Origin of the sequence: Schleiferilactobacillus harbinensis, assembly GCF_008694105.1 — a bacterium.
GTDB lineage: Bacteria > Bacillota > Bacilli > Lactobacillales > Lactobacillaceae > Schleiferilactobacillus > Schleiferilactobacillus harbinensis.
Window position 1 is genome coordinate 1,312,928 of the sequence record NZ_CP041364.1, and the last position, 13,469, is coordinate 1,326,396.

General features: G+C 52.0%; 8 protein-coding genes, 1 tRNA gene and 1 rRNA gene. 3 read left to right on the top strand and 7 right to left on the bottom strand.

Going from position 1 to position 13,469, the window contains the following annotated elements:
- Positions 1-155: 155 nt before the first annotated feature.
- The 3 genes from FMM01_RS06780 to serS form a co-directional block, all read right to left on the bottom strand.
- A tRNA-Ala gene (locus tag FMM01_RS06780) sits at positions 156-228 on the bottom strand.
- Positions 229-370: 142 nt separating this feature from the next.
- Positions 371-1,942, bottom strand: a 16S ribosomal RNA gene (locus tag FMM01_RS06785).
- Between the two features lie 467 nt (positions 1,943-2,409).
- Complete coding sequence (serS, locus tag FMM01_RS06790; RefSeq protein ID WP_150391992.1) at positions 2,410-3,708, bottom strand: serine--tRNA ligase; 1,299 nt, start codon at positions 3,706-3,708, stop codon at positions 2,410-2,412.
- Positions 3,709-4,306: 598 nt separating this feature from the next.
- On the opposite strand from serS, the gene FMM01_RS06795 reads away from it, so the two are divergent.
- Complete coding sequence (locus FMM01_RS06795) at positions 4,307-5,671, top strand: helix-turn-helix domain-containing protein (RefSeq protein ID WP_150391993.1); 1,365 nt, start codon at positions 4,307-4,309, stop codon at positions 5,669-5,671.
- 353 nt (positions 5,672-6,024) lie between these two features.
- Here the strand turns inward: FMM01_RS06795 and FMM01_RS06800 are convergent, their stop codons facing one another.
- Positions 6,025-6,576 (bottom strand): hypothetical protein, encoded by a 552-nt coding sequence (locus tag FMM01_RS06800; protein WP_146995374.1) that lies wholly within the window; start codon positions 6,574-6,576, stop codon positions 6,025-6,027.
- Positions 6,577-6,664: 88 nt separating this feature from the next.
- Entirely contained in the window at positions 6,665-7,120 is a 456-nt protein-coding gene (locus FMM01_RS06805; protein WP_027827828.1) for a GNAT family N-acetyltransferase, read from the bottom strand.
- 75 nt (positions 7,121-7,195) lie between these two features.
- Here FMM01_RS06805 and FMM01_RS06810 point away from each other — a divergent pair, with 75 nt between their 5' ends.
- On the top strand, positions 7,196-8,011 hold the full coding sequence (locus FMM01_RS06810; RefSeq protein WP_150391995.1) for a lp_1002 family arylesterase: 816 nt from the start codon (positions 7,196-7,198) through the stop codon (positions 8,009-8,011).
- An 11-nt stretch (positions 8,012-8,022) separates the two neighbouring features.
- Positions 8,023-9,558 carry a glycosyltransferase gene (locus tag FMM01_RS06815; RefSeq protein ID WP_190973476.1) on the top strand — a complete coding sequence of 512 codons (1,536 nt, stop codon included), beginning with the start codon at positions 8,023-8,025 and terminating at the stop codon, positions 9,556-9,558.
- Positions 9,559-9,623: 65 nt separating this feature from the next.
- Here the strand turns inward: FMM01_RS06815 and FMM01_RS06820 are convergent, their stop codons facing one another.
- On the bottom strand, positions 9,624-11,510 hold the full coding sequence (locus FMM01_RS06820) for a coiled-coil domain-containing protein (RefSeq protein WP_150391997.1): 1,887 nt from the start codon (positions 11,508-11,510) through the stop codon (positions 9,624-9,626).
- Positions 11,507-13,462 (bottom strand): hypothetical protein, encoded by a 1,956-nt coding sequence (locus FMM01_RS06825; RefSeq protein WP_150391998.1) that lies wholly within the window; start codon positions 13,460-13,462, stop codon positions 11,507-11,509. The genes FMM01_RS06820 and FMM01_RS06825 overlap by 4 nt, the downstream gene beginning before the upstream one ends.
- Positions 13,463-13,469: the final 7 nt, after the last annotated feature.

Here is a 13,469-nt window from a genome sequence, read left to right on the forward strand (position 1 = left end):
GTAAACAGCGCTTGATTCGACGGACTTAGTCCGCCTGAACTCAAAAAAATCACAGTGGTGTTTCTCGGTGTGGCCAGCTCTGACGAGCTGGCCTTCACTTCATGATATCCAGTTTTCAAAGAACAAATTTAGTCAATCATTGGCCTGACGGCCAATGGAGGTTAACGGGATCGAACCGATGACCTCCTGCGTGCAAAGCAGGCGCTCTCCCATCTGAGCTAAACCCCCGATAGTGCGCCGAATCATCAATTAAAATGATCCTCTGCGTGCACTGACTGTTTGAGAGGCAGGCCTCTCAAAACTGAACAAAGTTTTGACTGTATCGGTTTCCGTTGCCTGTGACCGGGGGGTCACAGGACTTTTTCCTTAGAAAGGAGGTGATCCAGCCGCAGGTTCTCCTACGGCTACCTTGTTACGACTTCACCCTAATCATTTGTCCCACCTTAGACGGCTGACTCCTTGCGGTTGTCTCACCGGCTTTGGGTGTTACAAACTCTCATGGTGTGACGGGCGGTGTGTACAAGGCCCGGGAACGTATTCACCGCGGCGTGCTGATCCGCGATTACTAGCGATTCCAGCTTCATGCAGGCGAGTTGCAGCCTGCAATCCGAACTGAGGATGGTTTTTAGAGATTCGCTTGACCTCGCGGTCTCGCTGCTCGTTGTACCACCCATTGTAGCACGTGTGTAGCCCAGGTCATAAGGGGCATGATGATTTGACGTCATCCCCGCCTTCCTCCGGTTTGTCACCGGCAGTCTGACCAGAGTGCCCAACTGAATGCTGGCAACTGATCATAAGGGTTGCGCTCGTTGTGGGACTTAACCCAACATCTCACGACACGAGCTGACGACAACCATGCACCACCTGTCATTCTGTCCCCGAAGGGAACAGCTGATCTCTCAGCCTGGCAGAAGATGTCAAGACCTGGTAAGGTTCTTCGCGTTGCTTCGAATTAAACCACATGCTCCACCGCTTGTGCGGGCCCCCGTCAATTCCTTTGAGTTTCAACCTTGCGGTCGTACTCCCCAGGCGGAATACTTAATGCGTTAGCTGCAGCACTGAAGGGCGGAAACCCTCCAACACTTAGTATTCATCGTTTACGGCGTGGACTACCAGGGTATCTAATCCTGTTTGCTACCCACGCTTTCGAGCCTCAGCGTCAGTTACAGACCAGAGAGCCGCCTTCGCCACTGGTGTTCTTCCATATATCTACGCATTTCACCGCTACACATGGAGTTCCACTCTCCTCTTCTGCACTCAAGTCTCCCAGTTTCCGATGCCCTTCTTCGGTTAAGCCGAAGGCTTTCACATCAGACTTAAAAGACCGCCTGCACTCGCTTTACGCCCAATAAATCCGGACAACGCTTGCCACCTACGTATTACCGCGGCTGCTGGCACGTAGTTAGCCGTGACTTTCTGATTGAATACCGTCACTGCATGACCAGTTACTGTCACACACGTTCTTCTTCAATAACAGAGTTTTACGACCCGAAAGCCTTCTTCACTCACGCGGCGTTGCTCCATCAGACTTGCGTCCATTGTGGAAGATTCCCTACTGCTGCCTCCCGTAGGAGTTTGGGCCGTGTCTCAGTCCCAATGTGGCCGATTACCCTCTCAGGTCGGCTACGTATCATCGCTTTGGTAGGCCGTTACCCCACCAACTGGCTAATACGCCGCGGGTCCATCCTTCAGTGATAGCTTGCGCCATCTTTTACCCGGAGACCATGCGGTCTCCGTGGTTATACGGTATTAGCATCTGTTTCCAAATGTTATCCCCTGCTGAAGGGCAGGTTACCCACGTGTTACTCACCCGTCCGCCACTCGGTTTGATCGGTAATTGGTGATGCAAGCACCACCGCAAACTGACCAAACCTCGTTCGACTTGCATGTATTAGGCACGCCGCCAGCGTTCGTCCTGAGCCAGGATCAAACTCTCATTTAAAAGTTTGCGGCTCAATAAATTTACTTGCTTGCGAAATTGACATTCGCAAATGTTGCCTCAGCCGAAGCTGAGTACCGATACATTTGCGGGATTGCTTATCTTCCCGAAGGAAGATATGTGATCCGTTCGTCAAAACTTTGTTCAGTTTTCAAAGGCCTGCGTTGCTGTTGCTTTCGTAAAAACGCAACTTTGATAATATATCATACGCTCAAGCCCGTGTCAACATTGAATTTCAATTGCTTGACTCACTGTTGATCACGCACCGTAGCGCACTTAATAATATAGCAGGCTGGTTCCGCAGTGTCAACGGCCAAAATGGCGTCCCTATGCTGTTTTCAATGAATTATACGCTGATTTTCCCGAACTCATACCCGAACAGAATGTAAAAAAGAGTTACTTATTCTGTAAACAAGCAACTCGTTTTGACTAATACGGCGTCAATCATTCGGAAATAACCGAAAAACACATTAATTTAAGCCGGATGCATTTTCTTTAGTGATCTTGGTGATCCCGTGCATGTAAGGAACCAGCACATCAGGAATAGTGACGCTGCCGTCTTCGTTCTGGTAGTTTTCCAAAATGGCAGCAACAGTCCGACCAACGGCCAAACCGGAACCGTTCAGGGTGTTAACCAGATGTACTTTGCCGGCCGTATCCCGATACCGGATTTGGGCACGGCGTGCCTGGAAGTCTGTACAGTTGGAGCAGCTGGAAATCTCCCGATACGTATCCTGAGCAGGAATCCAAACTTCCAAATCGTAAGTCTTCGCAGAGGTGAAACTGGCATCACCCGTGGATAGTGCAACAACATGGTACGGCAGTTTCAATTTTTGCAGAATTTCTTCGGCATCGTTGGTCAGCTTCTCCAACTCGTTCCAAGATTCTTCCGGCTTCACGTACTTGACCATTTCTACCTTGTTGAACTGGTGCATCCGGATCAATCCCCGGGTGTCCCGGCCGGCAGAGCCGGCCTCGGACCGAAAGCACGGCGTCAGCGCGGTGAAGTAAACGGGTAATTGCTTCTCGTCCAGGATCTCGCTGCGATAGTAGTTGGCCAGCGGTACTTCGGCGGTCGGGATCAAGGTCAACGGTTCGTCTTCATCAATGATCGTGTACACGTCCTGGGTGAACTTAGGAAATTGGCCAGTGCCGAACATGGACTCTTTGTTGACCAGGTACGGCGGAATGATTTCTTGGTACCCTTCCTTTTGGTGTTCGTCCAGCATGAAGTTGTAAATGGCGCGTTCCAGCCGAGATCCCAATCCTTTATAGTAGACAAAACGTGCGCCGGTAACCTTGGCAGCACGATCAAAGTCCAGAATACCAAGGTCTTCCCCGATATCCCAGTGGGCTTTGGGCGTAAAGTCCCAGGTGGGCAGTGCGCCCCACTTGCGGACTTCTTTGTTATAGTCCTCATTGGGACCAATCGGCACGTCTTCTTTCGGGATGTTTGGCAGCCGCACCAGAATATAGGTTACTTTGTCTTCCAAATCGGCCAGTTCTTTGTCCAGCTGCTTGATCTGGCCGCCTACTTCCCGCATGGCCTTAATTTCAGCACTTGCATCGCCCTTGGCCCGCTTCGTCGCAGCAATTTCATCAGAAACCTTGTTGCGTTTGGCCTTGAGTTCTTCAGTCGCCGTGATCTTCTCCCGCCGCTGCTTGTCCAGCTTCAAGAGATCGTCAATTTCTTCCGGTTTGATGCCCCGGGTGCCTAGGCGTTCCTTGATCCAATCCGGCTTCTCCCGGATCAATTTCATATCCAGCATGTAAGTTTCCTCCTCGTAGTTAATGAAGCAAAAGAAAAAGACCGACTTCGTCCTAAAAACTTAGGGACGAAATCGGTCTTTCGCGGTACCACCCAACTTCACGCTTTCGCGTGCACTCGTGGCTGCGGTATCGGGCAGTATCCGGTCGGTTATTCGCCGACAACTCAGCGCTGGAAATTGACTGTCGTGACTTGCACCTGCCGTCACGTCTCTGGAACAGTCCTAATAGGCGCCTCAACGTTTTGCTTTATTTACGATAAGAATACCATAACCCGTGGTGCGGGACAATGGTTCCAGAAAAGTTGTAGAATGACCAACAACACGATTGTGATAGGCCGCTGGTTGTCCCACTATGTCTTCTAAGTAACCGTTCGCATTTTGCATATGCCGGGAGTAACTTGGAAAAAAGCCTTACAAATCGGTGTTTTCATATATCGTTTTCAACCACATTGTGTCAGTTTCAACAAGAAGTTTTTGCCGAAATTGACAAAGATGCTATACTGAATTGTCAGTATACCGATTACTATTACGTGGGGGAGGGCTCTGTATCAAATTCGAAAAGTTGTTTTTTAGCAAGCCTGAACAAAAACGGTTTCGCATGCTCGAAGTGATCAACCGTGAAAAAGGCCGATCGTTTACCATTAACGATTTGGCCCAGCTGCTGGACATGAGCTATGCCAAGACGTACAACACCTTTCAGGCCCTATTAGAGGACATTGATGCACTCAGCCACGGTGAGCGGGTTTCCCATACCGTGGCGACGATCAACGGTACCGACCTGGGCATTCCCCTGGATTGTTACCGCCTCTTCTTACTCAAACGTTCCGTTGAGTTCCAGGTCTTTGACTACGCCGTTCAATCGGCCCGGCCAAACCTAGAATCTTTTTGCGCCCAGCATTTTATTTCGAAATCAACACTGTTGCGGAAGATTGCCTCACTGCGCCACTTCTTCGAAACCTACAATATCAACTGGTCAACCACGACCCTGCAGCTCAAGGGGGACGAAAAGCAGATTCGGTTCATCCTGAACTCGATCTACTGGGTCGCCTTCCATGCGCATGAGTGGCCTTTCCACACGGTCAAACACGACGATGTCGTCCGGATGCGCAAGGATATCCAAACGCAAGAATTCGATCCAGTCACCTCGCTGCAGCTCGACATGTTTTTAGGCCTCTGCCGCACACGGGTGGGCACCGGCTACCCCATGACTTCCATGGCCACGTACCAGCAGATTTTTCCGGATCAGAATTACTTCACCGCCCCCTTGTTGGAGCAGCGGATGTATCCGACTCTGGACAAGCTGTCCCTGAATAACGAGAACCAATTCCTGCAGTTCTACTTCCACATCGTATTGAGCTCCCGAGAGAACGGCAACGAGTCCTTCGCTGAGCTTTACTACTATTTGAAGAAAATCGGCGGCATTGCCTGGGACTTCACTCATAAATTTTTCGACTTCCTGCGCCCTTACCAGCGCAACGATGAGCCCAGTCTGAACGACAATCACCTCCTGGTGGCCAACTTCGCCAGGACGGTCGTTTCCGTCCTGGTCATGACCGGTCACCGTTTCGGGCTGGACGACTTCAACTCCGCTTATTTTCTGGATGAGAGTACATCGGCCATGTCGAAGCTGATGTACAAGTACTTCGACCAAGAGACGGGCAATCCAGAATTTGCGCCGTTACGGCCTTATCGCCAGGAACTGCACCATAATTTGGTGCTGCTTCTGGCGCCGTATCTGCAATCCGTGCAGTCTGATGACAACGTCAAGGTATATCTTTTGACTGAGCACAACGGCTTCTACTCCCGGGTATTGGAGATCTTCCTCCACGATATCGGCTTCGTGCACATCATGGCGGAGACTTCAGACCCGGCGGATGCAGATTTGATCATCAGCAGTTTGGCCAATCCGAAGCTGCTGGAGGATGCGCTGCATCTGGATCCGAGCAAGGTGTTCATTTGGTAAGCTGATGAGAACTCTAAGCAGTATTACGAGCTTTATGTGCGGTTGCGGGAGCAGTATCAGAACCACTTTATTAAGGCCGGGGCTGCTGAGGATGCGAAAGAAGCGGAAGCTGCCGCAATTGCCGAGGCACGTGATACGCCCACAACAATTCCGACGAGAAACAAGAACAATGCAGCAAAGAACAATATCTTCTTCCAGTAAGGCCGTTGACTCGAACTTTTTCTTATCAACTTTCCGACCTCCCCCAAAGAAGTATTTCAATTCCTTGTAACTTCATGATACCAACCTCGCGGCCGGCGTCAACATCACATTTCGTCAAGAATTCTTCTTAAAAGTGATAAAAGTGTGAAGATTTATGCGCTTAGCCCGTAGGAATACTCGCCAACATGCGGATTTTCCGGGTCAGTCTGCACGGTAAACCCGACTCTCTGCAAGACATCGCTGATCCGCAGCAGATCATCGTGCCCGTCGAAAGACGATACCACACCGTCAATGTTATGGAAGCCATTCTTGCGGCCCAAGCCGATCAAGGCTTGCAACGCCACAGTGGCTAAACCATGATTTTGATAATCGAAGAAAGCCAGCTTTGACGCTGCCCCCAGCGTTTCCAGAACACTCACGTGGATCGACTTAGTCCACGGATCGAAGTGGAACATCAGCTGCGTCTGATATTCCACGATTGGGTGCTGATGGGCATCCAGATTCATATAGGGTGTGAATACATAAATCGATGCAGTCTGCCTCTTACTTTCTGCAGTCGTGAAATCGGTGTAGGCGACGTATTGCGTTACCCGCGGTTCGTTGCTGGATGGTTCGTCCAGTTGCGCTAAGGCCTGCAATGCCGGGTTCTCCCTAATACCCTTAATCCGGTCTGTCAATACCTTTGATAGTAGTGCTGAATCCATTTGCAATCTCCTCTCCCCACTCAGCAATCGCCTGTGGTATGCACTACTAGTATAGCATGATTTCAGAAAGCAGCCGCAGTTTGCAAGGCTATTTCCATATCCAAATTTCCCACTTATTGGGATCGGCCTTGAACCAGCTTGGTAAAATTGCGGAAATATGGAAGCCAAGCTTCCTGAAAAGAGCCTTAGCTGGATCATTTTCTCGATCAACAACGGCCGCTATTGGCGTGTGTCTTCCTATTATTTGTTTGAGCACCGCTGAAGCAATTCCCTGACCGCGTAACGCGGGGTCAATGATTAAGCCGACTTCGCTCACCCCGTCATCGTGGGCCAGCAACTCTAAGTACCCGACGTTGTGCCGATTGACCATAATTGCTTGAATCTGGTCATCCTGAGCGAAGGCGTGTACCCGGAATTGAGCATCCGTCAGACTTCGGACAGGGTAAAAGTTGACTGCCGGTGAGAAATTCACTTTGCTTCCCCAGTCAAATAGATCGGCGGCGTCTTTTTCTTCAAATTGGCGTAAACGAACAGTGTTTTCCATTGTATCCTCCAAACATCTTGGTGACTGCGCTACAATAAGATGGTAGCTATTAATTCGAAAAGGAGCGGTTGTATCGTGCAAGAGATTAGCCAAACATTGACTGAACCAGCTTTCTTCAAGGGCTTTGTCCATGCCCCGAATCCGGAGATCAAGCGGACTAAATACCCGGCCATCATGATCGTCCCGGGTGGGTCATACACCCATATTCCGGAACATCAGGCAGAGGACTTGGCGTTGGCTTTCTTTGCTCGGGGGTTCCAGGCGTTTTATTTACGATACCACTTCATCGGCGAAAAGACGCCCCTGCTGCCAAGTCCGGTCTATGATTTAGGTCAGGCCTTGGCGAATATTCGCGATCACGCTGCTGAGTGGGCGGTGGACCCGAGTCAAATTGCTGTCGCTGGTTTTTCCGTTGGCGGTCAAGTGGTGAGTTTGTACGATACGATGCGGTCAGAGGACTCCTTTGCCAAGGATTCCGGTATTGCTGAGCCAGTAAAACCCAAGGCCGTTATTCTGGGGTACAGTGTCACCCGCTTGGACGACAACTTCCCGCCGCAGGATAAGATTCCGATGCATCAGTTAACGGACGATGTGCCGAGTACGGACGCTCGGAATCACAATGTGGCTCAGGCCAGCCCCACGTTTATCTGGAACACGGTAACGGACAATGTTATCTCGCCGTTGAATTCGTTGGATTATGCGACTTCTCTAGTCAAGGATAATGTCAGTGTGGAGTTGCACACCTTCGTGGAAGGACCGCACGGCTTAGCGCTAAGCAATGTCTTGACCGCGTGGCGGCCAGGTACTGATTTGCCGCACGTGGCCCACTGGGTACCGCTGGCTTTGGAATGGTTACGTTATTTGGGGATCGACACGATTCCGGCAAACTAGGGGGAAACACAATGAACTTTTTCGTCACCAATACGGTGGGCAAACAAAGCTCGGGGATTGAGCATTCTGAGATGAAACGGCTGCAGCTGTTTCGGGAGCACCAAGTACCGGCAACAATCGTCACGACGAACTACTATTCACGTTTTCATTTCAACTTTAAAGAAAATGGTTTGACTGACGATACGAGTCTCAACATGTTTGATTTCTTTCTCGGTAATCTGCATGTGCCGCAACGTTCAAATACAGTCAAGGAATGGTTGGCCAATCATTCTGGCAGCGCAACTGACTTGGGTACCGATATGGTTGAGGGAAACATCCAAGTGCATGGCTGGCGTGTAATCGACGGCGATCAACAGTTTTTACTCCGCGAAGATGTCCAGAGCGGACAAATCAGTTCCATTGTGTATGGTACAACTGCCAACTTTATTAAGCACAGTGAAATCTATGATGATCGCGGCTTTAAGACGCTGGATAATATCATGGGTGCCGATGGCCGAGTGACGGAACAACGGTTCTTCTCACATACTGGTGAGCAAATCATTATTTGGCGTTTGGACGGTAAAGGCGCTACCCGATCGATTTTCTTGAAACATCAGGGTGAACAGCGCATATTTATGAATAATGACGGTTTGATCACATACTTTCTGGACGTTATCAATCAAGAAAACGGCGGGGACAACCTGATTATCAGTGACCGATACGAAAATACGCCCGCGCTGGCGCGAATGAAAACGCCAGCGCGGCGTTACGTTTACATCCATAACGTCCATGTGTCTGATCCGACCGATCCGCTGCACGATCCAAAGCTGAATTATAACTATGCCTATGTTCTCCAACATCCCCGCCAATTCACCGGGATGATCACCCCGACCTATCACCAGGCCAACGATATCAAGCAGCGTTTCGGTAAGGACTTGAATGTGGTTGTCATCCCCAGCGGTTCAATTGAACCAAGCAGCAACCGGATTGCAATCAATGACCGCCCGCGCCAGCATCATATCTTATCTGTAGCGCGGATTTCTCCAGAGAAACGACTAGATCTGCTGGTTCGCGTCGCAGCTCTAGTCAAGAAACAAATTCCGGATGTTATTTTGGATATTTACGGTTTTGTCACCGATCCGTGCAGCGGTGTCATTTTGAACAATACCGTTAAAGAGACGGACATGGCTGGCAGCGTTCATTTTTACCCATATACAGACCAGATCATGCCAGTCTATGATGAGAGTACTGTACTGGCCCTAAACAGTGCCAATGAGGGATTCGGTCTCGCTCTGATTGAGGCTGAAAGTCGCGGTGTACCACTCGTTTCCTTCGATATCAACTACGGTCCTAATGAAATTATTGAAAACGGCAAGAACGGCTATCTGATCAAAGATGGGGATATTGACGATATGGCCGCTAAAATCATTACCATCTTCAAGGACCCGTTCTTAAACCAAAAGTTGAGTACCGGTGCGTATGAAGCAACGAATAAATTCTCGTCGGCTAACGTTTGGCAAGCATGGCAGAACATCGCAAAAATTGACACTCAGACACCGATTAAGTAAATACCAGACAATAATGGCGCCATCCTGATAAACAGGACGGCGCCATTTGTATCTGATGCTGTGCGCTACAAAGTTTCAATATCCGTTTCAGGCAATGTCGTCCGCGCCGCCGCCAGCAAGTTCGGATCACTGACATACGCCGTCTGAATTGCCAAATCCCCGCCAAGGATTTCTGCCCAAGCTTGGGGCGTAGACTCCGGCGTTAGAATCGGCACCAGCGTCATGTCGGTCCGCGCCTGCAGTGCCTTATTCAACACAAGCATCGGATCAGCCTCAGTGATCAATTGGCTGTCCGCTGGTAAAATCTGACTCAGCCACCAAGCGGCGAGTTCCACATCGCTGGCCAATTCCTGGATCACGTTGCGCTGCTCATCCAGCACATGAATGTGCTCTGCGTCGGTGCCATACTCCTTGATCAGCACAACGGAACCGTCCACTCGGTAGAAGTTCTCATTAGTGACCCGGCCAGTATTGGCATTGATCGACTGAGTAACGGCCACGTGGCCAGCTGCGTCCCAGAAGTCCCGCCGCTGGGCGTTGCCCGGCAAATTGAAATACGTCACCATCCGCACTGAGCCATTGGAGCGGTATTGCACCCGAGCCATTAAATTATTTTGCCTGTCCAGGTATCCCACCGTGGCGTTGTCCGGTGTCCCCTGGGTGTGCCAATCAGGCCGCAGGTTCAGTTTTGCCGGAGCAGCAGCCGGTTGTTTCGTCTGGCGCAAGGCAGTATACATATTCGTCCAAGCCAAAGACTGGGGCTGTTCGTTCCCCAGCAGCTGCAGCAGCCGGGCGGAGTCTTCCTCTTCATAGGCGGTCGTGTACAGGTGAACGCTCTGTTCGCCGGCTTGCAGCAAGCGGCCGACGACACCGCGCAGGATCGCTGCTTGGGCTGGATCTCTGGGCAGCATCGGGAAAACTAGGGCGGCCGGGCGGACTTTAGTTTGCGGCGCTGGCTGCTGGGCCGGGGTCGGTGCGGTCAATGGAGCAGCATGTAATGGCGCCGCACTCGGCGCACTGCCTGCATTGCTCACCCGGGGCGCAGCTTGGGGGATATTCGGGATAGTCTCCATCCCAGCCACATCTTTGCTCAGCACATTTAAGAGGGGCTGAATCGTCGCAAGCTGTTCGCTCAACGTATTTTGCACATCCCGCGCCTGCTGGTGCTGGTCATCAATGGCCTGGGCTGTGCGGTTGACCTGTTCTTTTTGCTTCTCTAAACTCGCGATCTGCTGCTTTAGCCGGGCCACCTGGGCTGGCCGGCGCCGCTTGGCCTCCTGCAGCTGGCTGCGCTGGGTGTCCCAAGTCTTGACTTGATCCCGGGCCGCTTCAATTTTCTTATTGACTGCATCAATAGCCGCTTGGCCATCATGGAGCGTGGCTTGAATCTGGCCAATCTGATTAGTCAGATCCTCCCGCTGGCCGCGCAGGGAATCAATACTGCCCTGCTGTTCAGCAGTGAGGGCAATCATCTCTTCCAGATTCTTGGCCTTCCGGATCTTAATGGCGATCCGATTTTCTTCGGCCACGATACCCTGCATTTTATCCTGCAGCAGGGACTGCTGGTGACGCTGATCCTTCTGCTCGGTGAGTAGCGGCTGGAGCGCCTGCTGGTGATTGGGAATCGTCGTGCGGTTGATGTCATCGATTCTTTCCTGTAACGCTTGGATCTGCCCGTCAAAATCCGGCGGCTCGTCGATGGCCTGCTGGTCACTGGCGATCCCAGCATCTAAATCATCGCTGGTCTTTTGACTGTCGTCGGCCAATTTGGTCAAGCGATCCAGCTGGGTCGCAATTTGTTCGCTGGTCTGCTGCAGCGTCTGCTCGAACTTGTCCGCGAGCTGCCGCAATTGACCGGACTGCGTCCCCATTTGGCGGATCGCGGTCAGCCGTTCCTGCTCCAAGTGATGCAGGGTTGATTCGATCTGATTCAATTCATCTTGCGCATTCATTGATTTCTCTGCTCCTTTGCCACATGTTCAGCGCTTGTCAGGGTATCCATCGTCACGACTGGGATCGCCCAGCCGGCGAGTTGCTGAATTTGGTCAACATCCTGCCGGGTAGGCGCCAGCAACCAGTGGACACCGCTCAGCTTGGCCCCAAGATTCGGGTCGGTCAGTGTCCGATCGGATAATAGTGGAATCGTCTGCTCCCGCAGGCTCCCTTTGATAATTTCCGGACACAATGGGTCGTCGCCGGGCACCACCACCGTGCTTGCCCGAGCGGTCTCGTCATGACTCAGCCAATCCGCTATGAAGGCCGCCATTGACGGCCAATCTTGGGTGGCTTGATTGAAGAAAGTCTGCACTGCTGCCGTGCCCTTGGTGTACTGAAGCTTCAGCACCGGGCCGCGATCCCGCCGATAATAGGTTACCTCGCTCACATCCCGCTGGTGCACGATGATCTGGGTGTACAGCAGCAAGTGCTGGGGAGAAAAGTAATCATATAGATAATGCTCAGCGTCCACGTTGTAACCGATCCAATTCAGGGTACCATCGGGCCGATAGTACGCCCGATAGTCGCCGACCGCGGCGTCGGTCCCAGAGCGAATCGTCGGGTCATCCTTGCCCCGCTTTAAAGGCACCGTTACCGGTAATTCCTTAGCCGCAAATGGTTTGGTCTTACCGACGCCTTGGAGGGTATCGAATAGAGAGGCAAATTCCACATTGGCCTGGGTGCCAACTTCATTCAAGAAGCGGCTGATCCGGTCCACAAAATTAGCCGTATAACTCGTCACGAGCACGCGAATCTGGATTCGGTGGGCGCCTAAGAATTGGAATAACGCCCGCAAATACTGGAGCAGAACGGGCTCCAATTTGGTGGGCAGCGTGGTCAGGACGATCAAGTACGGCCGTGTCGTCGGCAAATTGATGGCCAATGCACCCTCGTCAGTCAAAGGGATAGGACCGGTACTTGCAGCCGGGGCCACAGCTTGATTGGTAATTGGCGTGGGGCCGGCCCCGCTGGGATTGACCGGCGCTGGGGCGGCCTCGACCGCTGTTGGTACCTGCTGCACCGCTTCCCGAGTCAGCGCGGCGCCATCGACCAATCCGCTGGTCATGGTCTTTTGGACCTGACCAATCGTTTGGGTCAGCCGATCTTCCCCCCGGCTCAACTGGACCAAGCCATCTTCCAATCCCTTAAGCTGATCCTGCAGATCGGTCAGATGCTGCTGACTGTCGCGCAATTGATCCTGAATCGACACTGGGGCGTTGATCTTTGCGCTTAACGCGTGGGCCTGTTTCACAAGCACCGCCCGCTGGCTGATCTTCGCCGACAAGTCACCATTCATTCGAGTCAACTGGCTGGTCAGATCCGTTACGGCTGCCGCCGCCGCTTGTTCTTTCTGGGCCAGCTCAGCCAATTGCCGGTTGCTGTCCGCCGCTCGGGATTCTTGGGCAGCAACCATTTCCGTGATCTTGACCAGATCGGTTTCTTGGCGAATGGCGTCTTCCTGCCGCTGCAAACTGCTGTGCAGGATGTCCTGCTGGCCGTGGAGCGACTGCACCGTATTTTTCGCCGTTTCCCGCTGGGTGCGCAGCTGGCCCTCTTGTTCGGTCTGCGCACTGATCTGCCGAGTCAGCTCGTCAATTTGCAGCTGCAGTGCATGCCGCTGCCGCGGACATAACTGGGGATCGTCCACCGCTTGTTGAATAGTCGCCGTCACCTGCTGATAATGCTGCATCTGGGCCTGTACCGCGGCCAGCTGATCCTGCACCCGGTCCTGTTCTCCCCCAACTTTATCTAAGGCTTCATACAGCCCCCGCAAATATTCTTTGGCCACCTGCACCAATCGGGTTTGGCTGTGAGCAAAATACGGCTGTAATTGGTCGACCTTTGCGTTAATCACATCCAGCGCCGTTTGGATCGCCGCTGATTGTGCTCCTTTTTTATCCGTTGCCATGTCTACC